Origin of the sequence: Streptomyces sp. NPDC052721, from assembly GCF_040678315.1 — a bacterium.
Taxonomy (GTDB): Bacteria; Actinomycetota; Actinomycetes; order Streptomycetales; family Streptomycetaceae; genus Streptomyces.
Genome location: NZ_JBFATL010000006.1, coordinates 118,340 through 140,672, shown reverse-complemented (window position 1 = coordinate 140,672; position 22,333 = coordinate 118,340). Strand labels below are relative to the sequence as shown.

Below are 22,333 nucleotides of genomic sequence, written 5' to 3'. Positions count from 1 at the left end.
TCCTTCGATCTTGTGGAGGAGACCGCGGCACTTCCCTTCAGCGCGCATCGTTACCATGCGTGGACGCACATTCCGACGACCACTGACGACGACGAGGGACGGGCGAGCGCGTGGCCGAGGCGGCTGACTTCCAGGGGACCAGTGCCTCACCTGCCCGCCGGTGGCTGCGGCGCGCCGGAGCACTGCTCGCCGGGGCACCACTGCTGGCCGGTGTGCTCCAGCTGCCCGCAGCCGGGCCCGCGCAGGCGGCCTCCTCCGGCACGGTGTCCGTCTCCCTGGACTCGCTCAGCCCTAGTGCTCCCACGGACGGCGACACGCTGACCGTGTCGGGCACGGTGACGAACAACGGCAAGCAGGCCGTCACCGACGCCCATGTGGGTCTGCGGGTGGGCCGCGAGCTGACCACCCGCTCGGAGATCGACTCCGTCGCCCGGCACTCCGACGAACCGCAGGGCAGCACCGGCACGGACGTCGACGACAAGTACGAGGAGAAGTTCGACAAGCTGGCCCCGGGGGTCGCCGAGCACTTCACGCTCTCCGTCCCCGTGGACCAGCTCGACCTCGGCGACGACGGGGTCTACGAGTTCGGGGTCACCCTGTCCGGCCAGACCTCCGCCCAGGCCTGGGACCAGGTGCTCGGTATCCAGCGGACGTTCCTGCCCTGGCAGTCGTCGGAGGCCGACACCAAGACGAAGACGTCGTTCCTGTGGCCGCTGATCTCCACGGTCCACATGACGGCCAAGACGGGCGCGGGCGACCTGCAGACGCCGGAGTTCCTCGACGACGACCTGGCCAAGGATCTGGCCCCCGGCGGCCGGCTGGCCCAGATGGTGGACCTGGGCAAGGACCTCGACGTCACCTGGGTGATCGACCCCGACCTGCTCGCCTCGGTCGACGCGATGGCCGCGGGCAATTACCGGCTCCAGGGTGCCGACGGCACCAGCACGCCCGGCCCGCGGGAACACCAGGCGGTCGCCAAGCAGTGGCTGGCGGCCCTGCAGAAGGCGGTGGCCGGCAAGGAGGTCGTCGCCCTGCCGTTCGCCGACCCGGACCTGGCCTCCCTGGCGCACAAGGGCACCAGTGTCACCGGCTCGCTCAGCCACCTCAAGGACGCCACCGACGTCGCCGCGATCACCGTGAAGACCGTGCTCCATGTCACACCGAGCACCGACTTCGCCTGGCCGGTGAACGGCGCCGTGGACCCGTCGATCATGAAGGTCGCGACCTCCGCCGGGGCCGACCGGGTGATCGCCCGCAGCGACAGCCTTCAGGAGACCGGCGGGCTGCCGTACACGCCGTCCGCCGCCCGCCCGGTCGGCGGAGGCACCACGGCGGTCGTCGCCGACGCCCGGCTGTCCACGGCGTTCGAAGGCGACCTCACGAAGGCGGGCTCGGCCACCCTCGCCGTCCAGCGGTTCCTGGCCCAGAGCCTGGCGCTGAACGCGCAGACGGACAAACAGCGCAGCATCGTCGTCGCTCCGCAGCGCATGCCCACGGCGAGCCAGGCGCAGGCGATGGCGGCGGCGCTGAAGGCGCTCCAGGGCGGCACCTGGTCCCAGTTCCAGGACCTCTCCGCGGCAGCCAAGGACAAGCCGGACCCGGGCGCCACCACACGCATCCCGTCGACGTCCGCCTACCCCTCCTCGCTGCGTCGGCAGGAGCTGCCGAGGGCGGTCTTCGAGCAGATCGCCCGCACCCAGGACAAGCTCGACAACTTCCGGGTGATCCTCTCCGACCAGTCCCGCGTGGTCACGCCGTTCGGGCGGGCCATAAACCGCGAGATGTCCACGTCCTGGCGGGGCCGGGGCGGCGAGGCGGACAGCTATCGCGGCGGCGTGGAGGCCTGGCTCGACGAGCTGACCGAGCAGGTCAAGCTGATCGACAAGTCCGAGACCAAGCTCTCGGGCCGGAGCGCCACCATCCCGGTGACCGTCCAGAACAACCTGGTCCAGCCCGTGGGCCATCTGGTGCTGCGCCTCACCTCGTCCATGCCGACCCGTCTGAAGCTCGACGGCAAGGCCTACGCGGAGCAGCGTGTGGAGGTTTCCGGCGGGCACAGCCAGTCGGTGAAGTTCACCACCTCGGCCAACGCCAACGGCCGGGTCACGGTCATCGCCCAGCTGTACACCGAGGACGGCCGGGAGTACGGCGACCCCGTCAGCTTCGACGTGAAGGTCACCGAGGTCACGCCCACCGTGATGCTGGTCATCGGTGGCGGCGTCCTGCTCCTCGTGCTCGCCGGCTTCCGGATGTACACCCAGCGCAAGCGCGCGGCCGCCCGGCAGGCCGACGAGGACGGCCCCGGTACGGCGGGGGAGGACATAGGCGATCCCGGGAACCCGGAAGCGCCCGGCGACCGTCTCCCGGAAGAGTCCGACTCCACCTCCGGGGCAGACGACCCGGAGCAGCCGAGTGACCCTGCGCCGGACACCGCACCGGAAAGCGCCGACCCGTCCGGGACGGGTGAGAGAGTGGACCGTTGAGCGATGTCGTGGCCGGTTGGCCCGGGACGATGAGGTGGGGTAAGCATGAACGCGCCGTACGACGGTGACCGCGGTCAGGGCGCGGCCGGCTCGGGCTACCCCGAGACGCCGCCCGAGCCCGGCCAGGTGCCGCCGCAGCACGCGGCGGACATGTATCTCCAGGACGCCTACGAGCAGGACCCCTACCGGGCGCGCGACCTGGCCGCCCAGGACCCGGTCGCCGAGGCGCTGTACGACCGTGCCGCGCACCCGCCGCCGGCCCCGGGCACGTACGAGCAGCAGCAGCCGCTGTACGCCCCGCCCGCCCAGTCGCCCTACGCGCCCGACCCGAACGTGTGGGCGCAGACCCCGGCGCCGGAGCCGGGGAGCGCGACCCAGTACCTGCCGTACGGCGAGGACCCGCGCACGACCCAGTTCGTGGGCGTGGACGATCTGGTCACGCACTCCGGCGAGGAGTACCACGAGCCGGACGCCTTCGCGCACCTCTTCAAGGACCAGCAGCACAGCGGCGGCCACGCGCCCATGGATCCCCCGGCCGTTCCGGGACCCGCCGCGGCGCCGAGCGGTGGGCACGGCCCCGCCGGCCCGTACCCGCCGGCGCACGGTCACAGCCCGCAGCAGGGCCACCCGTACGCCGGCGCCGGGTACCCTGCCGGTCCGTCCGCCACCGGATACGCGGCACAGTCCCAGGTGCCCGCTCCGGCCGCCGCTCCGGACCCCGCGGCCCCGCCCGGGATCCTCGACCCGGAAGCCACCACGGCCGGTGACACGGCCGCTCCCGCCAAGAAGGGCGGGCGGGCCGCCGGGCTGCTGAAGTCCAGTGCGGTCATGGCGGCGGGCACGATGGTCTCCCGCCTCACCGGCTTCATCCGCTCCGCGCTGATCGCCGCGGCGCTGGGCCTCGGCTTCCTCGCCGACTCCTTCCAGGTGGCCTACCAGCTGCCGACGATGATCTACATCCTCACCGTCGGCGGCGGCCTGAACTCCGTGTTCGTGCCCCAGCTGGTGCGCTCCATGAAGGAGGACGAGGACGGCGGCGAGGCCTTCGCCAACCGGCTGCTGACCCTCGTGATGGTGGCCCTGGCCGCCCTGACCGGACTCGCGATGTTCGCCGCGCCTCTCCTGGTGCGGCTGCTCGCCAACCCGGTGGCCAGCAATCCGGCGGCGAACGAGGTCGCGGTCACCTTCACCCGCTACTTCCTGCCCTCGATCTTCTTCATGGGCATCCATGTGGTGATGGGTCAGATCCTCAACGCGCGCGGGAAGTTCGGCGCGATGATGTGGACCCCGGTCCTGAACAACATCGTCATCATCGTGACGCTCGGCATGTTCATCTGGGTCTACGGCACCGCCGCCAACTCCCACATGGACGTCACCACCATCCCGCCGGAGGGCCAGCGCCTGCTCGGCGTCGGCGTGCTGCTCGGCCTGGTCGTCCAGGCCCTGGCGATGATCCCCTACCTGCGCGAGACCGGCTTCCGGATCCGGCTCCGCTTCGACTGGAGGGGCCACGGCCTGGGCAAGGCCGCGATGCTCGCCAAGTGGACAGTCCTGTTCGTCCTCGCCAACCAGGCGGGCGCCATGGTCGTGACCCAGCTGTCCACCGCCGCCGGCAAGGACTCCGGGGTCAAGGGCACCGGCTTCGCCGCCTACGCCAACGCCCAGCTGATCTGGGGCCTGCCGCAGGCCATCATCACCGTCTCCCTGATGGCCGCCCTGCTGCCGCGTATCTCGCGCTCGGCCGCCGAGGGCGACGCGGGCGCCATCCGCGACGACATCTCCCAGGGTCTGCGCACCACCGCGGTCGCCATCGTGCCGATCGCCTTCGGGTTCGTCTCGCTCGGCATCCCGATGTGCACGCTGATCTTCGGCTCCGCCGGCACCGGCGCGGCCACCAACATGGGCTACATGCTGATGGCCTTCGCCCTCGGTCTGATCCCCTACTCCGTGCAGTACGTCGTCCTGCGCGCCTTCTACGCCTACGAGGACACCCGCACGCCCTTCTACAACACGGTCATCGTGGCCGTGGTCAACGCGGGCGCGTCGCTCCTGTGCTACTTCCTGCTGCCGGCGCGCTGGGCCGTCGCCGGCATGGCCGCCGCCTACGGCCTCGCCTATGCCATCGGGGTGGGCGTCGCCTGGCGCCGACTGCGCAAGCGGCTGGGCGGGGACCTGGACGGCGCCCGGGTGCTGCGCACCTACGCACGGCTGGGTATCGCCTCGGTTCCGGCGGCTCTGCTCAGCGGCGCGGCCTGCTACGGCATCGGGCACACCCTCGGCCTCGGCGTCGTCGGCTCCTTCGCCGCACTGATCGCCGGTGGTGCCGTCCTGTTCGGAGTCTTCTTCGTCGCCGCCCGCCGGATGCGCATCGAGGAACTCAACTCGCTCGTCGGAATGGTGCGCGGGCGTCTGGGGCGTTGAGGCGGGGGTAGGCGCACAACCATCGTCCGCTGCTGTGTGTCGTGCATAGCGGCGGACTGTGGGCACAATTGGTTTCGGCGTCGGACAGCGTGCAACGGATGGGGAGGCAGGGACGACGGTGGCGGAACGGAGCACGGCTGCCGTCGACGTGGCAGACAACAGCGGTGAGCAACCGCTGACCGCCAAGGCGGACCAGTCCACGGCCGACGGGGTGGCCAAGAACCCGGAGCGGGACACGGACAGCGACGAGGCACAGGGGAGCGGCGAAACCGAAGGTTCCGGACGGAAGGCCTCGCCTGCGGAGTTGCACAGCGGTCACAAGCTCGCCAGACGCTACCGGCTGGAGGAGTGCGTCACCCGTCTGGACGGATTCAGCAGTTGGCGTGCGGTCGACGAGAAACTCCGTCGTGCCGTCGGCGTCCATGTACTGCCCGCGGACCACGCCCGGGCCCGCTCCGTCCTCGCCGCCGCCCGTTCCTCCGCCCTCCTGGGCGATCCACGCTTCGTCCAGGTCCTCGACGCCGTCGAGGAGAACGAGCTCGTCTACGTCGTCCACGAGTGGCTGCCCGACGCCACAGAACTGTCCACGCTGCTCGCCGGCGGCCCGCTGGAGCCGCACGACGCCTACCAGATGGTCAGTCAGGTCGCCTCCGCGATGGCCGCCGCGCACCGGGAGGGTCTGGCCCATCTGCGGCTGAACCCGAACGCCGTGCTGCGCACGTCCACCGGCCAGTGGCGCATCCGTGGTCTCGCCGTGAACGCCGCGTTGCGGGGCGTCAGCTCCGACACCCCGCAGCGCACCGACACCGAGGCGATCGGCGCCCTGCTGTACGCGGCGCTGACCCAGCGCTGGCCCTACGAGAGCGACGCCTACGGTCTGTCCGGTCTCCCCAAGGACATCGGCCTCATCCCTCCGGACCAGGTGCGGGCCGGTGTGCACCGCGGCCTGTCCGAACTCGCCATGCGCGCCCTCGTCAACGACGGCGCCACGGCGTCCCGTCACGAGGCTCCGTGCACGACACCGGAGGAGTTGGTGAAGGCGATCGGTGAGATGCCGCGCATCCGCCCGCCCGAGCCGGCGTTCACGGCCCCGCCGGAGTACCAGCGCACCACCTATCAGCAGGGGACCTACGGCCGCCCGGCCCCGCACCCGGGGGCCACCCAGCCGATCGCTCCCCCGCCGCCCCCGCTGCAGAGCCGCACCGGGAAGGCCCTGAAGTGGGCGGTGTCGGCCCTGCTCATCGCCGCCCTGGGTCTGGGCAGCTGGCAGCTGGCGGACGCTCTGATGGACCGGGGCGGGAACTCGGACGACACCAACAAGAGCCAGACGACGGACGGCGGCGACAAGAACGCCGTGAAGCCGAAGCCGACTCCGATAAAGATCCAGAACGGCCAGGAGTTCGTCGCCGAGGGCGATGCCCAGAGCCCCGGCAACATCCCGAAGACCTACGACGGCGACACCTCGACGTACTGGAAGACCAAGAGCTTCAACGAAGGTCCGACGATCGCGCCGTTCAAGCCGGGCGTCGGCATCGTGTACGACCTCGGCTCGGCCGAGAAGCTCAGCACGGCCACCGTCGACCTCCGCTACGGCGGTGACCACACGACGGTCGAGCTGTACACCGCGGATTCCCTGTCGCCGGCCTCGCTGGATTCCATGACGAAGATCGGCAGCGTCACGACGACGGGTACCACGGCCACGGTGAAGGTCACCAAGCCGGTCAAGACGCGGTACGTTCTCGTCTGGCTGACGGCCGTGCCCAACTCGGGGTACGACTCCACCCTGTACGCCAGTGCCGGCTACAAGCAGGCCATCGGCGAAGTGAAGTTCACGGGCTGACGTCTCACCCGGACCGGAGGGGGCAGATGGCGGAGGGCGCCGGATACGACGGAGTGGGCGACCGCGACCTGCTCGCCCGCCACGTGGAAGGCGACCCCGAGGCCTTCGGTGAGATCGTGCGGCGCCACCGGGACCGGCTCTGGGCGGTCGCCCTGCGGACCCTGGGGGACCGTGAGGAGGCCGCTGACGCGGTTCAGGACGCCTTGGTGTCGGCCTACCGGGCCGCCCACACCTTCCGGGGGCAGTCGGCCGTCACGACGTGGCTGCACCGGATCACGGTGAACGCCTGCCTGGACCGGGCGCGGAAGACGGCGTCCCGGAAGACGGCTCCGGTCGACGACACAGAACGGCTGGAGCAGCTGCTGGAGCCGTACGAGTCCGCCTCGGCACCGGCCGAGCGGAAGGACGTGCACCGCCAGCTCCTCGAAGCGCTCGGCACCCTTCCGCCGGAGCAGCGGGCCGCTCTGGTCCTGGTGGACATGCAGGGCTACCCCGTGGCGGAGGCCGCGCGGATCCTCGATGTCCCGACGGGGACGGTGAAGAGCCGGTGCGCCCGGGGCAGGGCCAGGCTGCTGCCGCTGCTCACGCATCTACGGCCCGAAGGCGCCCCGGAGGCACGATCGGCCGGTGCCGGGAGCGGGAAGGAGACCGGCCGGGAACGGAACCGGGGGCAGGGGTCATCCGTCCCACCGGCAACGGGGTCACCGAGCGGGCATCCCAGGGACGCGGGACCGAGCGATTCAGCCGTAGTGAAGGGCGGAGGTGGGCGAGCGTGACGTCCACGACAGACACGGCCGGGCACCCGGACGTCGCGGAGATCTCCGACCTCACCGAAGACCTCCTTCCGCCGGACCGCAGCGCTGACGTACGACGCCATCTGGACGCGTGCGAAGCGTGCGCGGACGTCTATACGTCACTGGGGGAGATCCGGGGCCTGCTGGGGTCCGCAGCGGCGTTGGAGCCCATGCCGGACGATGTGGTCGAGCGCCTCGGCGTCGCCCTTGCCGCCGAGGCACCACGGAACGCGGGCGGCGAGGACACCGCAGGCGATGTTTCACGTGAAACATCGCCCCTCACTGCCCACCCCAGTACACCCCCCGCTGTCCACTCCACTGTTCCTGCCACTGATCACCCCGCCGACCGCCCCGCGGGGCGTCCGCGTGCGGGGACCGGGCCTGGGCGCAAGGGGTCCCAGCATGGGCGGCGCCGTGGCCGGCTCGTCCTGGGCGCCGTTCTCACCGCCGCGGTGCTGGGCGCCGGAGGCCTGATCGTGAAGTCGCTCGGGGACACCAGCGACCACACGACCGCCCACGGGACACCGACCGCCTCCGCCGACACCTTCTCCGGCGACAGCGTGCAGAACCAGGTGCACGCCCTCCTCACCCCCAAGAAGGGCCTGCCGCCGGACAGCGTGAAGCCCCGACTGGGCGGCGACGGCGGGTCGGACACACCCGGCTCGACCGAGGGCCCCAACACCCTGCTCCAGACCGCGGTTCCGGTCCCCGACTGTGTCCGGCAAGCGCTCAACCAGAGCGCTGACGTCCTGGGCGCCAAGACGGGAACGTACGCGGGGAAGCCTGCCTACCTCGTCGTCGTAGCCGACGCACACGACAGGAAGCGGGTCACCGCCTATGTGGTGGACGCGGCCTGTGTGCACCAGCCGACGGCTTCGGCCGGCCAGGTCCTTCTGAAGCAGTCCGTCGCGCGTCACTGAGCCGGTTGGAACACTCCTTCGGTCGTTCCTGGGCACGCGTGTGCCGGGGCACACCGGGAATGCGGGCCCCGTAGGATCCGTTGGGTGGGGTGAGAGTCCCGAAAGGGACTCCCACCGGTCGACTGACACAGACCAGAGACGAGGAATCAAGCCGTGAGCGACGTCCGTAACGTGATCATCATCGGCTCCGGGCCCGCAGGCTACACGGCGGCGCTCTACACCGCCCGTGCGTCGCTGAAGCCCCTGGTGTTCGAGGGCGCTGTCACCGCGGGTGGTGCGCTGATGAACACCACCGAGGTGGAGAACTTCCCGGGCTTCCGCGACGGCATCATGGGCCCCGAGCTCATGGACAACATGCGCGCCCAGGCCGAGCGATTCGGTGCCGAGCTGGTTCCGGACGACGTCGTCTCCGTCGACCTGACCGGTGAGATCAAGACCGTCACCGATACCGCGGGTACCGTGCACCGGGCGAAGGCCGTCATCGTCACCACCGGCTCCCAGCACCGCAAGCTGGGCCTGCCGAACGAGGACGCGCTCTCCGGCCGTGGCGTCTCCTGGTGCGCCACCTGTGACGGGTTCTTCTTCAAGGACCACGACATCGCCGTGATCGGTGGTGGCGACACCGCGATGGAGGAGGCCACCTTCCTCTCGCGGTTCGCCAAGTCCGTGACGATCGTCCACCGCCGGAACACCCTGCGCGCCTCCAAGGCGATGCAGGAGCGTGCCTTCGGTGACCCGAAGATCAAGTTCGTCTGGGACAGCGAGGTCGCTGAGATCCAGGGCGACCAGAAGCTCTCCAGCCTGAAGCTGCGCAACGTCAAGACCGGCGAGCTGTCCGAGCTGCCCGCGACGGGCCTGTTCATCGCGATCGGCCACGACCCGCGCACCGAGCTGTTCAAGGGCCAGCTGGACCTGGACGAGGAGGGCTACGTGAAGGTCGACTCCCCGTCCACCCGCACCAACGTGACCGGTGTCTTCGCCGCCGGTGACGTGGTCGACCACACCTACCGTCAGGCGATCACCGCGGCCGGGACCGGCTGCTCCGCCGCCCTGGACGCCGAGCGCTTCCTCGCCGCCCTCGCGGACGAGGAGAAGGCGGAGCCCGAGAAGACCGCCGTCTGACCTTTCCTCTCCCTCACCCCACCGCACGACCAAGGTAAGGAGCCCACCGTGGCCGGCAACCTGAAGACTGTGACCGACGACTCCTTCGATCAGGAGGTCCTCAAGAGCGACAAGCCTGTCCTCGTGGACTTCTGGGCGGAGTGGTGCGGGCCGTGCCGTCAGATCGCCCCGTCCCTGGAGGCGATCGCCGCTGAGCACGGCGACAAGATCGAGATCGTCAAGCTCAACATCGACGAGAACCCGGGCACGGCCGCCAAGTACGGCGTCATGTCCATCCCGACCCTGAACGTCTACCAGGGCGGCGAGGTTGCCAAGACCATCGTCGGCGCCAAGCCCAAGGCCGCGCTTCTCCGCGACCTCGAAGAGTTCATCACCAAGTGACGTTTCACGTGAAACATGAAGGGGCCGGCCCGCAAGGGTCGGCCCCTTTCGTTTCGTGGTGAGCCTTCTGCGCTACAGCGGCCTCAGCGCGGGCTCCTTCTGGACCGCCCCCAGGAGCCGGTCGAGCGCCATCTCCACGTCTTCCTTCCAAGAGAGCGTGGACCGCAACTCCAGCCGCAACCGGGGATGCGTCGGATGCTGCCGGACCGTCTTGAAGCCCACGGCCAGCAGATGCTCGGCGGGCAGCAGACAGGCGGGCTCCTTCCAGCGGGAGTCGCCGAACGCCTCGATCGCCCTGAAGCCCCGACGCAGCAGATCCTTGGCGACCGCCTGCACCAGCACCCGGCCCAACCCCTGCCCCTGATATCCCGGCATGATGAAACCGGTCATCAGCTGGACGGCGTCCGGCGAGACCGGGCTCGTGGGGAAGGCCGTCGAGCGGGGGACATAGGCCGGAGGAGCGTAGAGGACGAAGCCCGCCGGTACGTCATCGACGTACACCACCCGGCCGCACGACCCCCAGTCCAGCAGGACGGCGGAGATCCAGGATTCCTTCTCCAGCGCGGCGGTGCCCGCCTTCACCGCCGCTTCGCCGCTGACGGGGTCCAGCTCCCAGAAGACACACGAACGACAACGGTGGGGAAGGTCCTGAACGTTGTCCAGTGTGAGCGGCACGAGCCGACGCCCCATGAAGGCTGATCCTCGCTTCCTTCGCCCGCCGCATCGCGAGCGGCTGCCCCCGTCTCTCCACTCACAGATGCAGACGCTGTCCGGTGGATGTGCCCTATCTGATCGCATCGTATCCACGATCGGATTCACTCGATACCGCACCAAAGCAAAGAGCGGACCGTGTTCCGGTACACACCGGACACGGCCCGCTCCACTGCTCCACGGGGCGGCCCCGCACGAGGATCAGTCGTGCGTATCCTCGCCGTCGCTCTCCTGGAGGCTCTTCTGCAGGGCCAGCTTCTCGCCCGGGGCGAGCGTGCTGAGGATCCTCTCCAGATCGTCCGGGGAGGCGAACTCCACGGTGATCTTGCCCTTCTTCTGGCCCAGCTCGACCTTCACCCGCGTCTCGAAGCGGTCCGAGAGCCGCGTGGCCAGCTCGCTCAGCGCCGGGGAGGGCACCGACCCGGCGCGGGGACCCCGGGAGCGCGCGGCCTTCTGAGGCCGCGAGCCCATCAGCGTCACGATCTCTTCCACGGAGCGCACCGACAGTCCCTCGGCCACGATCCGGTGCGCCAGCCGGTCCTGCTCCTCCGAGTCCTCGACGGCCAGCAGCGCCCGGGCGTGGCCGGCCGAGAGCACTCCGGCCGCCACCCGCTTCTGGACGGTCGGGGACAGCTTCAGCAGACGCAGAGTGTTGGAGACCTGCGGACGGGATCGACCGATCCGGTCGGCCAGCTGGTCATGCGTGCAGTTGAAGTCCTTCAGCAGCTGATCGTAGGCGGCGGCCTCTTCGATCGGGTTCAGCTGCGCGCGGTGCAGGTTCTCCAGCAGTGCGTCCAGGAGAAGCTTCTCGTCGTCCGTGGCCCGCACGATGGCCGGGATGGCCTCCAGGCCGGCCTCACGGCAGGCGCGCCAGCGCCGCTCGCCCATGATCAGCTCATAGCGGCCGGGCCCCAGCTGCCGCACCACGACGGGCTGCAGCAGACCGACCTCCTTGATGGAGGTGACCAGTTCCTGGAGCGCGTCCTCGTCGAAGATCTCACGTGGCTGGCGTGGGTTCGGCGCGATGGCGTCGAGGGGGATCTCGGCGAAGTGGGCGCCCATCGGGGGCGCGGGCGCCTCGGCGACCGGGCTCGTCGGAGCCACCTCTGTCTCCTGTGCAACCGGCGGCAGTGTGGCCACCTTCGCCGCGGCCACCCCGCGGTCGGTCGCCAGCACCGGGACGACTCCGGGGGAGCCGGATCCTCCGCCCCCCATCGCCGCCGGAGCCGGTGCCTTCTCCGTCGGGGCAGCAGGGATCAGTGCGCCGAGACCACGGCCCAGACCCCTCCGTCGCTCGCTCACTGGATCCCCTCCACCATGCTCGGGTCTTTTTGAGCGCCGATATGGGCCTGGCTCGCGTCGTAGCTGACGCCGATGCCCTTCAGCGCGATTTCTCGGGCCGCCTCAAGATACGAGAGGGCGCCGCTTGATCCTGGATCGTAAGTCAGCACCGTCTGCCCGTAGCTCGGTGCCTCGGAGATACGGACGGAGCGGGGAATGCTCGTCCGCAGCACCTCGTCACCGAAATGGTTGCGCACCTCTTCCGCGACCTGGGAGGCAAGGCGCGTCCGGCCGTCGTACATGGTGAGCAGGATGGTCGACACATGCAGGGCGGGGTTGAGGTGCCCCCGCACCAGGTCGACGTTGCGCAGGAGTTGACCGAGGCCTTCGAGCGCGTAGTACTCGCACTGGATCGGGATGAGTACCTCGGCACCCGCGACAAGCGCGTTGACCGTCAACAGACCGAGCGAGGGCGGGCAGTCGATGAGGATGTAGTCCAACGGCTGCTCATACGCCTGGATGGCCCGCTGAAGCCGGCTCTCCCGGGCCACCAGGGACACCAACTCGATCTCCGCACCGGCGAGATCGATGGTGGCGGGGGCACAGAAGAGGCCTTCGACATCCACGACGGGCTGGACAACCTCGGCGAGAGGCTTGCTTTCGACCAACACGTCGTAGATGGAAGGAACGTCGGCGTGGTGGTCGATCCCGAGGGCCGTGGACGCGTTGCCCTGCGGGTCGAGGTCGATCACCAGGACGCGGGCACCGTGCAGAGCCAGCGAAGCGGCAAGGTTGACGGTCGTCGTCGTCTTGCCCACGCCACCCTTCTGGTTGGCGACCACGATGACTCTGGTCTGCTCCGGTCGAGGCAGGCCTTCGCCGGCGCGGCCGAGAGCCTCCACCGCCAGTTGGGCCGCACGACCGATGGGAGTGTCGTCCATCGGAGGCGGTGTTTCACGTGAAACATCCGCCCCCATCGACTCGGTACGGGGACCGGGGACCGGATCGGTCATCGGTCCCGCGATGTTGGCGTCGGACCGCAAGGATTCACTCTCCTCGACTTCAGGCTCGCAATGAACAGAGCCTCCCATGTCTTCGGGGTCGTGAACCAGTGAGGCCTGGTCTTCTGTGGAGAAATCCACCTCTGTGGACAACTCCGTGCCTCCGGAGGAGGACGGAGTTGCCAGGGATAGGGCCGGAGTGTCCGGGGAGGGGGCCTCTCCGAGGGAACCGAGAGGCTTACGGTCGCGCGGTTCGGCCGCAGCGCGGCCACGACTGATGATGCCGTGCAGCAGTGAGCGACGTTTCACGTGAAACACGATGCACAGCGGCTGCGACCGGATCGTCGCGACACTCCGGCTTGCGCAGGTTTGGCAGCTTGTGTGGAGTACGTCTCGTCGTCAGGACGGATCAGCGACGTCGGCGCGTCCGGCCAGTCCGAGCCGCCTTCGCGCGCTTGGCGGCGAAGCGGACGCCGCCCGGGCTCTCACCGACCTCGACCCGCACCACTGTCGACAGCGGATCCACAATGCCCTCACCCACATGGAGGATGGACGTCTCCACCGCGCCGAGCTTGCTGAGCGCGGCAGCGGATGCCTTGAGTTCCTCCTCGGCGGTGTCGCCCTTGAGCGCGAGCATCTCGCCGTACGGCCGCAGCAGCGGAATGCCCCAGGTGGCCAGGCGGTCGAGCGGGGCCACGGCCCGGGCGGTGACCACATGGACCGGCGGGAGCTTGCCCAGGACCTCCTCGGCACGGCCGCGCACCACGGTGACGTGGTCCAGGCCGAGCAGCTCGACGACCTCCGTGAGGAAGTTGGTGCGCCGCAGCAGGGGCTCCAGCAGCGTGATGTTCAGGTCCTCGCGGACCAGGGCCAGCGGGATGCCCGGCAGCCCGGCGCCGGAGCCGACATCGCAGACCGTCACTCCCTCGGGGACGGCCTCGGAGAGCACCGCGCAGTTCAGGATGTGCCGCTCCCACAGACGAGGCACTTCCCGCGGGCCGATCAGGCCACGCTGCACGCCCGCCTCGGCGAGCAGCTCCGCATAGCGGACCGCATCGGCGAAGCGATCACCAAACACTTCGCGCGCCTGCTCGGGCGCGGGGGGAAGCTCCGCTGCCTCCGTCACGGGGACCGTCCTTCCGTACAGCGCCGGCGCTTCGCGCACCGGCCACCAGAACTACCAGGCTGACAAAGTTCGGCCCCGCCTGCTCAACAGACGGGGCCGGTGGAACGGGAGAGCCGATCAGGCGGGCAGCACGACGACGAAGCGCTGCGGCTCCTCGCCCTCGGACTCGCTGCGCAGCCCCGCGGCCTTGACCGCGTCGTGCACGACCTTGCGCTCGAACGGGGTCATCGGCTTGAGCTTCACGGGCTCGCCGGTGCTCTTGACCTCGGCGGCGGCCTTGGCACCCAGCTCGGACAGCTCGGACCGCTTCTTCGCCCGGTACCCCGCGATGTCCAGCATCAGCCGGCTGCGGTCGCCGGTCTCCCGGTGCACCGCCAGGCGCGTCAGCTCCTGCAGCGCCTCCAGCACCTCGCCGTCCCGGCCGACCAGCTTCTGCAGGTCGCGGCTGCCGGTGTCGCTGATGATCGACACGGAGGCGCGGTCGGCCTCGACGTCCATGTCGATGTCGCCGTCGAGGTCGGCGATGTCCAGCAGACCCTCCAGGTAGTCCGCCGCGATCTCACCCTCCTGCTCCAGGCGGGTGAGGGTGTCTGCACCCTCGGCAGCGGCGGAGGTGGTGCCTTCCGTCACGGGATGGGCTCCTTCTTACTTCTTGGACGGGGACTTGGGCCGCTGCGGACCACCCTTGCGCTGGCCGGACTGGGCCTTGCTGCGGGTGCCGGAGCCGGGCTTCTGGGGCTGCTTGGCAGTGGCGGGCTTGGCGTCCTGCGGCTCGTCGGACTTCTCCAGCGAGGTGGGCTCACCCGCCTGCTTGGGCCCGGACTGGCGCTGGGCCTTGGTCTGACGCTTGGGCTGCTGGCGCCGGGCGGCGGTGGCCGTGGTGGTGTCGACGGGCGCACCGTCCTCGGTCTGCGCCGCGGCGTGGACCGTGCTCTTCACCACGGTGCCGTCGTTCTGGGCGGCGAGGCCGGCCTTGGTCAGCGCGTTGATGAACTTGCGCTCGAACTCGTTGCGGTCGCGTCCCTTGGCGACGATCGCCTTGACGATGGTCTTCTCGCTCCGCCGGCGGACCTTGCCGTGGTGCGTGACGTGCTTGGTCAGACGCTCCAGGTAGGCGGCCTGGGCCTTGGAGCCCGGGGTCGGGTTGTTGTGGATGACGTACATCTGCTGGCCCATGGTCCACACGTTGGTGGTCAGCCAGTAGACGAGGACACCGACCGGGAAGTTGATGCCGAAGACGGCGAACATGATGGGGAAGACGTACATCAGCATCTTCTGCTGCTGCATGAACGGCGTCTTCACCGTCGTGTCGACGTTCTTCGTCATCAGCTGGCGCTGCGTGTAGAACTGCGACGCCGACATCAGGACGATCATGATTACGGTCACGACACGGACGTCGGTGACCGAGGCGCCCAGGGCGTGGATCGTGCCGGAGCCGTCCTTGAACTTCGCGGCGAGCGGAGCCCCGAAGATGTGCGCCTGACGGGCGCTGGCCAGCAGCGAATCGTTGATGACACCGATGGTGTGGCCCGAGGCGATGCCGTTGAGCACGTGGTACAGGGCGAAGAAGAACGGGGACTGCGCCAGGATGGGAAGGCACGAGGAGAGCGGGTTGGTACCCGACTCCTTGTACAGCTTCATCATCTCTTCGGACTGACGCTGCTTGTCGTTCTTGTAGCGCTCCTGGATCTTCTTCATCTCGGGCTGGAGCGTCTGCATGGCCCGGGTCGCCTTGATCTGCTTCACGAAGAGCGGGATCAGGCAGATGCGGATCAGGATCACCAGGGACACGATGGACAGGCCCCAGGCCCATCCGGTGTCAGGGCCGAAGAGGGCGCCGTACACCGTGTGGAACTGGACGATGACCCATGAGACGGGTGTCGTGATGAAGCTGAAGAGGCTGGCAATCGTGTCCACTAATCATGCTCCTTGGGCATGGGACGAGGTCTCTGCGGCCGGGCTCGGAGGAAGCTCGGAAGCAGGCTTCGCGGGCTTCGCTTCGGTGGCCGGTTCGGCGGCGGAGGGCCCGCCCCTGCGTGCGCGCCACGCGTTGCGCAGCATTTCGTGCCACCGCGGGCGCTTACGCGGCGGAACATGGTCCACACCGCCGAGCGACCACGGATTGCACCGGAGGATGCGCCAGGCGGTGAGTGCCGTTCCCTTGATCGCACCGTGCCGGTCGATGGCCGTGTAGCCGTAGTGGGAGCACGACGGGTAGTACTTGCACACCGGCCCCAGCAACGGACTGATCGTCCACTGGTACAGCTTGATCAGAGCCAGCAGCGGGTACTTCATCGCGCGCCCCCTCCCAGCAGCCGCTGAAGGGCGGCGTCCAGGTCTCGGGCCAGCTGTGCGTGGTCTGCGTCGCCCGCTCCGGGCAGCGCTCGTACGACTACCAGGCTACCGGGGGGAAACAGGGCGACTCGGTCACGCATCAGATGACGCAGTCTGCGCTTCACTGTGTTGCGCACGACCGCGCCACCCACGGCCTTGCTCACGACGAAACCCGCACGCGTCGGGGGAGCGCTCTCCCCAGGCGCGTGCGGGTCCGTGGCACCGCTTCGAAGGTGGACGACGAGGGTCGGGCGTCCGGCCCGACGACCTCGTCGTACCGCGGTCGCGAAGTCCTCGCGCCGCCTCAGCCGGTTCTCGGTGGGCAGCACGACGTCATGACCTGATCGGGATCAGGCGGACAGGCGGGCGCGACCCTTGCTACGGCGGGACGCGAGAATCGCGCGGCCGGCACGGGTGCGCATACGCAGCCGGAAGCCGTGGGTCTTCGCGCGACGACGGTTGTTCGGCTGGAAGGTGCGCTTGCTCACTCGGGGGCTCCAGAAAGAAATCGGTAGTGGCGGGGTGCCGTCCTGGCTGTCACCGTGCGCCCACGAGTAGCTCGCGTCACGCCCGAGTGCACCGCTTCCCGATCACCTGACGTGATCTGTGCCCATCGGAGGCAGGCGGCAGCAGCCATCGACAACTCGACCTGGTTACGGTACGCGGGGCTACGCCATCCGGTCAAACCGGGGGTCACCGAGAGACACTATCCACAGGCTGGGGACAACAACTTGAACCGCAGCCGCCGCGCTGACTACCGTGGCTGAACTCCGATTCGTTCCCTTATCCCCGCCCGACCTGATTTTCATCCCGACCCGTCCCTGAACCACACGTTCGTGGGACCTGTGAGAGAGCGTGCCCTGTGGCTGACGTACCTGCCGATCTTGCCGCAGTGTGGCCACGAGTACTGGAGCAGCTCCTCGGAGAGGGCCGCGGTCAGGGTGTGGAGGCGAAGGACGAGCACTGGATCCGGCGCTGCCAGCCGCTCGCGCTGGTCGCGGACACCGCGCTGCTCGCCGTACCGAACGAATTCGCCAAGAACGTCCTGGAAGGCCGTCTCGCACCGATCGTCAGTGAGACCCTGAGCCGGGAGTGCGGCCGTCCCATCCGGATCGCGATCACCGTGGACGACTCTGCGGGCGAGCCGCCGACGCCCGCGGCACCCCCCGCGCAGCAGACGCCGAAGCCGCGCTACGAGGAACCGGAACTGCCCGCCGGGCCGTATGAGGGCTACGGCCGCCACCGCGCCGACCGCCCGGGCAGCGACCCGCGCGCCGAGCAGCTGCCGCCCGCCCGCCCGGACCAGCTCCCCACCGCCCGCCCGGCCTACCCGTCCGAGTACCAGCGCCCCGAGCCCGGCGCCTGGCCGCGCCACGGGCAGGACGAGTACGGCTGGCAGCAGCCCCGGCTCGGCTTCCCCGAGCGGGATCCGTACGCCTCGCCGTCGTCCCAGGACGGCTACGGCTCGGGCGCGGACGCGTACGGCTCGCCGTCCCAGGACTACCGGCCACAGGGCATGGACCGGCCGCCGTACGAGCAGCAGCGGGGCGACTACGACGGCCCGCGCGCGGACTACGACCCGTCCCGGGCCGAGTACGACCAGCGCGACCCGGTCCGCCGTGAGCTGCCGGAGCCGCCGGTGCACCGCGGTGGTCCCGGCCGCCCGGACGTGCCCTCGACGGGCGCCCCCGGACCGCTGGCCGCGCAGCCCGCGCCGGCGAGCGGCCCCGGTGAGCCGACCGCGCGGCTGAACCCGAAGTACCTGTTCGACACGTTCGTCATCGGCGCCTCCAACCGGTTCGCGCACGCGGCGGCGGTCGCGGTCGCCGAGGCTCCGGCGAAGGCCTACAACCCCCTGTTCATCTACGGGGAGTCGGGGCTCGGCAAGACGCACCTGCTGCACGCCATCGGGCACTACGCGCGCAGCCTCTACCCGGGCACGCGCGTGCGGTACGTCAGCTCGGAGGAGTTCACCAACGAGTTCATCAACTCCATCCGCGACGGCAAGGGCGACAGCTTCCGCAAGCGCTACCGGGAGATGGACATCCTGCTCGTCGACGACATCCAGTTCCTCGCGGACAAGGAGTCGACGCAGGAGGAGTTCTTCCACACCTTCAACACGCTCCACAACGCCAACAAGCAGATCGTGCTCTCCAGCGACCGGCCGCCCAAGCAGCTGGTCACGCTGGAGGACCGGCTGCGGAACCGTTTCGAGTGGGGCCTCATCACCGACGTGCAGCCGCCCGAGCTGGAGACGCGCATCGCGATCCTCCGGAAGAAGGCGGTGCAGGAGCAGCTCAACGCCCCGCCGGAGGTGCTGGAGTTCATCGCCTCCCGGATCTCACGGAACATCCGTGAGCTGGAGGGCGCGCTGATCCGGGTGACGGCGTTCGCCTCGCTCAACCGGCAGCCGGTGGACCTGGGCCTGACGGAGATCGTCCTGAAGGATCTGATCCCCGGGGGCGAGGACTCGACGCCGGAGATCACCGCGACGGCCATCATGGCGGCCACCGCGGACTACTTCGGGCTCACGGTCGAGGACCTGTGCGGCAGCTCGCGCGGCCGTCAGCTGGTCACGGCACGGCAGATCGCGATGTACCTGTGCCGGGAGCTGACGGACCTGTCGCTGCCGAAGATCGGGGCGCAGTTCGGTGGGCGGGACCATACGACCGTCATGCACGCCGACCGCAAGATCCGGGCGCTGATGGCCGAGCGGCGGTCGATCTACAACCAGGTGACCGAGCTGACGAACCGGATCAAGAACGGCTGACGTACGGCCGGCGCCGGCACAGAGGCGCCCCCGGGACGCGGATCCCGGGGGCGCCTTTTCGCGTGGCGGCGGGCCTCTCCTTGCCCGGTGCCCGGCTGAACGGGGTGGGGTCGCTCGTCACCCGGTGTTCGATTACTTGCCTGGTTACGGCCACTCTCCACAGATTCGGCGACTTTCTTCCGTCCACATCCTGGGGACTGTGGAGTTGTCCCGAACTGCGTCCACAGGGAAGCCTCGTCCACGGCTTCCGCCCAGCTCAGAGGCCTGTGGAATCGTGGATGAACGATCTCCACAGACTGTGGACAACGCGGAGATCCACAGCCTGTGCACGGAGTTGTCCACCGGCGGCCCACAGGCTGGGGGCAGTTGTCCCCAGCGATCCCCGGCTTCTCCACAGCGCTGTCCACTGTTCGGCAACCCGACGCACCTGCTCACCGCGTCGAGTGAAAGCCGTCACAGGAAGCTGCCGGATTGGGGTGTGGGAAACCCGGGTATTCCTGGGGACACAGCTGGGGAGAACTGCCCTCAGCCTGTGGGCGACGTGTGCAGAACTTTCCGTTCTCCACAGACAGCCCGGGTTGTCCACTGCCTCCACCCACAGGACCGGTGGACAAAATTGCCGCGCTGAGCTGGGAAAACGTGGTTATCCACGGTATCCACAGGCCCTACTACTACTCCCGACTAGAGAGAGCTCGGGAATCGTTTGGAAGCGGGGCCTGTGCACAACTCGCTGTCGGGAGCCCGGCTGCCCCTCGGTCGGACTTGACCCCAACGGGCACCTACTGTCAGTGCCGTGCGTCAGACTGGTTCCGGTGTCCTTCCCGTCGCAGAGGGCGGTGACACCGAGTCGGAGGACTCAGCAGCAACGGCAGCATCAGGAGGCGGCTTACGGTGAAGATCCGGGTGGAACGCGACGTACTCGCGGAGGCAGTGGCGTGGGCCGCACGCAGCCTCCCGGCCCGTCCGCCGGCGCCTGTCCTCGCCGGCCTGCTGCTGAAGGCCGAGGACGGTCAGCTCAGCCTGTCCAGCTTCGACTACGAGGTCTCCGCGCGGGTGAACGTCGAGGCGGAGGTCGAGGAGGAGGGCACCGTCCTCGTCTCCGGCCGGCTGCTCGCCGACATCTCCCGCGCCCTCCCCAACCGGCCGGTGGAGATTTCCACAGACGGTGTACGGGTCACCGTGATGTGCGGCTCCTCCCGGTTCACCCTCCACACCCTGCCTGTGGAGGAGTACCCGGCGCTGCCGCAGATGCCGAACGCGACCGGCACCGTCCCCGGCGAGGTCTTCGCCGCCGCCGTCTCCCAGGTCGCCATCGCGGCCGGCCGGGACGACACGCTCCCGGTGCTCACCGGTGTGCGCATCGAGATCGAGGGCGACACGGTCACCCTGGCCTCCACCGACCGCTACCGCTTCGCGGTCCGCGAGTTCCTGTGGAAGCCGGAGAACCCCGACGCGTCCGCGGTCGCCCTGGTCCCGGCGAAGACCCTGCTGGACACCGCGAAGTCGCTGGGTGCCGGGGACAGCGTCACCCTGGCGCTGTCCGGGTCCGGTGCCGGTGAGGGCCTGATCGGTTTCGAGGGCGCCGGGCGGCGTACGACCACGCGCCTGCTCGAAGGCGACCTGCCGAAGTACCGCACGCTCTTCCCGACCGAGTTCAACTCCGTCGCCGTGATCGAGACCGCGCCGTTCGTCGAGGCTGTGAAGCGTGTGGCGCTGGTGGCCGAGCGGAACACCCCGGTGCGGCTGAGCTTCGAGCAGGGTGTGCTGATCCTGGAGGCCGGGTCGAGCGACGACGCACAGGCTGTGGAAAGGGTGGACGCCCAGCTGGACGGCGATGACATCTCCATCGCCTTCAACCCGACGTTCCTGCTGGACGGCCTGAGCGCGATCGACTCCCCGGTGGCGCAGTTGTCGTTCACCACGTCCACGAAGCCGGCGCTGCTGAGCGGTAAGCCGGCGGTGGACGCGGAGGCCGACGTGGCGTACAAGTACCTGATCATGCCGGTGCGGCTCAGCGGCTGATCGTTGTCCACAGCTGTGCACGGTGCCGGGTTCCGTAGGGGCGCCCGGCACCGTGGTCGGCCGGGTGGAGTACCGCCGGCCGCGCAGCCACGGCGGCATGATCCGCGGACAGGACCGTTCCCGCAGGTGAGCGGCTATGCCCACAGCTGTGCATGAGCGTCCGGGTTTAGGCTCGGCTCGGCACTCCGGTGCCTCTCACGCCACACAGCGACCTAAGGAACACAACTGATGGAGCTCGGTCTCGTCGGCCTCGGCAAGATGGGCGGCAACATGCGCGAGCGGATCCGCCGCGCGGGCCACACCGTCATCGGATACGACCGCAACGCGGACCTCGCGGATGTCCACAGCCTGGAAGAGCTTGTGGGCAAGCTCAAGGGCCCGCGCGTGGTCTGGGTGATGGTCCCGGCCGGCGAGCCCACCCAGTCGACCATCGACGAGCTGGCCGAGCTGCTGGAGCCCGGCGACGTGGTCGTGGACGGCGGCAACTCCCGCTGGACGGACGACGAGAGGCACGCCGAGGAGCTGGCCGCCAAGGGCATAGGCTTCGTCGACTGCGGTGTCTCCGGCGGCGTCTGGGGCCTGGAGAACGGGTACGCGCTGATGTACGGCGGCGACGCCGAGAACGTCGCCAAGGTGCAGCCGGTCTTCGACGCGCTGAAGCCGGAGGGCGACTTCGGTTCCGTGCACGCGGGCAAGGTCGGCGCGGGCCACTTCGCGAAGATGGTCCACAACGGCATCGAGTACGCCATGATGCAGGCCTACGCCGAGGGCTGGGAGCTGCTGGAGAAGGTCGACTCCGTCACGGACGTCCGTGAGGTGTTCCGCTCCTGGCAGGAGGGCACCGTCATCCGCTCCTGGCTGCTGGACCTCGCGGTGAACGCCCTCGACGAGGACGAGCACCTGGAGGGTCTGCGCGGTTATGCACAGGACTCGGGTGAGGGACGCTGGACTGTGGAGGCCGCGATCGACAACGCGGTGCCGCTGCCGGCGATCACCGCGTCGCTGTTCGCGCGGTTCGCCTCCCGTCAGGAGGACTCGCCGCAGATGAAGATGATCGCCGCGCTGCGCAACCAGTTCGGCGGTCACGCCGTGGAGAAGAAGTAATCCACAGGATCGCTCCGCGATCC

At 69.4% G+C, this 22,333-nt stretch carries 19 protein-coding genes; 10 read left to right on the top strand and 9 right to left on the bottom strand.

The window, feature by feature from the left end:
* Nucleotides 1-110: 110 nt before the first annotated feature.
* The 7 genes from AB0L21_RS08735 (at nucleotide 111) to trxA (ending at nucleotide 9,961) form a co-directional block, all read left to right on the top strand.
* A complete protein-coding gene (locus AB0L21_RS08735; RefSeq protein ID WP_365782967.1) occupies nucleotides 111-2,483 on the top strand; it encodes a DUF6049 family protein in 2,373 nt (790 codons plus the stop codon).
* Nucleotides 2,484-2,528: 45 nt separating this feature from the next.
* The gene (gene murJ / locus AB0L21_RS08730; RefSeq protein ID WP_365782965.1) at nucleotides 2,529-4,904 is read left to right on the top strand and encodes a murein biosynthesis integral membrane protein MurJ; all 2,376 of its coding nucleotides are present in this window, start codon (nucleotides 2,529-2,531) and stop codon (nucleotides 4,902-4,904) included.
* 118 nt (nucleotides 4,905-5,022) lie between these two features.
* Entirely contained in the window at nucleotides 5,023-6,744 is a 1,722-nt protein-coding gene (locus AB0L21_RS08725; RefSeq protein ID WP_365782963.1) for a protein kinase family protein, read from the top strand.
* Between the two features lie 26 nt (nucleotides 6,745-6,770).
* Nucleotides 6,771-7,520 (top strand): RNA polymerase sigma factor SigM, encoded by a 750-nt coding sequence (sigM, locus tag AB0L21_RS08720; RefSeq protein WP_365782961.1) that lies wholly within the window; start codon nucleotides 6,771-6,773, stop codon nucleotides 7,518-7,520.
* Nucleotides 7,517-8,458 (top strand): hypothetical protein, encoded by a 942-nt coding sequence (locus AB0L21_RS08715; RefSeq protein WP_365782959.1) that lies wholly within the window; start codon nucleotides 7,517-7,519, stop codon nucleotides 8,456-8,458. Before sigM ends, AB0L21_RS08715 begins: the two co-directional genes overlap by 4 nt.
* Before the next feature lie 153 nt (nucleotides 8,459-8,611).
* Entirely contained in the window at nucleotides 8,612-9,580 is a 969-nt protein-coding gene (gene trxB / locus AB0L21_RS08710) for a thioredoxin-disulfide reductase (RefSeq protein WP_365700187.1), read from the top strand.
* Nucleotides 9,581-9,628: 48 nt separating this feature from the next.
* Nucleotides 9,629-9,961, top strand: coding sequence for a thioredoxin (gene trxA, locus AB0L21_RS08705; RefSeq protein ID WP_356335619.1), 333 nt, complete (start codon nucleotides 9,629-9,631; stop codon nucleotides 9,959-9,961).
* A gap of 72 nt (nucleotides 9,962-10,033) precedes the next feature.
* Here the strand turns inward: trxA and AB0L21_RS08700 are convergent, their stop codons facing one another.
* The 9 genes from AB0L21_RS08700 to rpmH form a co-directional block, all read right to left on the bottom strand.
* Nucleotides 10,034-10,651 (bottom strand): GNAT family N-acetyltransferase, encoded by a 618-nt coding sequence (locus tag AB0L21_RS08700; RefSeq protein ID WP_365782957.1) that lies wholly within the window; start codon nucleotides 10,649-10,651, stop codon nucleotides 10,034-10,036.
* Between the two features lie 222 nt (nucleotides 10,652-10,873).
* On the bottom strand, nucleotides 10,874-11,974 hold the full coding sequence (locus AB0L21_RS08695; protein ID WP_365700182.1) for a ParB/RepB/Spo0J family partition protein: 1,101 nt from the start codon (nucleotides 11,972-11,974) through the stop codon (nucleotides 10,874-10,876).
* Entirely contained in the window at nucleotides 11,971-13,044 is a 1,074-nt protein-coding gene (locus AB0L21_RS08690; protein ID WP_365700346.1) for a ParA family protein, read from the bottom strand. Before AB0L21_RS08690 ends, AB0L21_RS08695 begins: the two co-directional genes overlap by 4 nt.
* Nucleotides 13,045-13,363: 319 nt before the next feature.
* A complete protein-coding gene (rsmG, locus tag AB0L21_RS08685; RefSeq protein ID WP_365700180.1) occupies nucleotides 13,364-14,080 on the bottom strand; it encodes a 16S rRNA (guanine(527)-N(7))-methyltransferase RsmG in 717 nt (238 codons plus the stop codon).
* A 117-nt stretch (nucleotides 14,081-14,197) separates the two neighbouring features.
* Nucleotides 14,198-14,710 carry a R3H domain-containing nucleic acid-binding protein gene (locus AB0L21_RS08680; RefSeq protein WP_030786398.1) on the bottom strand — a complete coding sequence of 171 codons (513 nt, stop codon included), beginning with the start codon at nucleotides 14,708-14,710 and terminating at the stop codon, nucleotides 14,198-14,200.
* A gap of 15 nt (nucleotides 14,711-14,725) precedes the next feature.
* Entirely contained in the window at nucleotides 14,726-15,997 is a 1,272-nt protein-coding gene (yidC, locus tag AB0L21_RS08675) for a membrane protein insertase YidC (RefSeq protein WP_365782955.1), read from the bottom strand.
* A gap of 3 nt (nucleotides 15,998-16,000) precedes the next feature.
* Complete coding sequence (gene yidD, locus AB0L21_RS08670; protein WP_365700176.1) at nucleotides 16,001-16,375, bottom strand: membrane protein insertion efficiency factor YidD; 375 nt, start codon at nucleotides 16,373-16,375, stop codon at nucleotides 16,001-16,003.
* Nucleotides 16,372-16,743, bottom strand: a complete 372-nt coding sequence (gene rnpA / locus AB0L21_RS08665) for a ribonuclease P protein component (protein WP_078611778.1) — start codon at nucleotides 16,741-16,743, stop codon at nucleotides 16,372-16,374. The genes yidD and rnpA overlap by 4 nt, the downstream gene beginning before the upstream one ends.
* A gap of 21 nt (nucleotides 16,744-16,764) precedes the next feature.
* Entirely contained in the window at nucleotides 16,765-16,902 is a 138-nt protein-coding gene (gene rpmH, locus AB0L21_RS08660) for a 50S ribosomal protein L34 (protein ID WP_003956500.1), read from the bottom strand.
* Between the two features lie 374 nt (nucleotides 16,903-17,276).
* Here rpmH and dnaA point away from each other — a divergent pair, with 374 nt between their 5' ends.
* The 3 genes from dnaA to gnd all read left to right on the top strand — a co-directional run bounded on the left by dnaA (nucleotide 17,277) and on the right by gnd (nucleotide 22,310).
* Nucleotides 17,277-19,184 carry a chromosomal replication initiator protein DnaA gene (gene dnaA, locus AB0L21_RS08655; protein ID WP_365782953.1) on the top strand — a complete coding sequence of 636 codons (1,908 nt, stop codon included), beginning with the start codon at nucleotides 17,277-17,279 and terminating at the stop codon, nucleotides 19,182-19,184.
* A gap of 891 nt (nucleotides 19,185-20,075) precedes the next feature.
* Nucleotides 20,076-21,206, top strand: coding sequence for a DNA polymerase III subunit beta (gene dnaN / locus AB0L21_RS08650; protein ID WP_365700172.1), 1,131 nt, complete (start codon nucleotides 20,076-20,078; stop codon nucleotides 21,204-21,206).
* 228 nt (nucleotides 21,207-21,434) lie between these two features.
* Nucleotides 21,435-22,310 (top strand): phosphogluconate dehydrogenase (NAD(+)-dependent, decarboxylating), encoded by an 876-nt coding sequence (gnd, locus tag AB0L21_RS08645; protein WP_365700170.1) that lies wholly within the window; start codon nucleotides 21,435-21,437, stop codon nucleotides 22,308-22,310.
* Nucleotides 22,311-22,333: the final 23 nt, after the last annotated feature.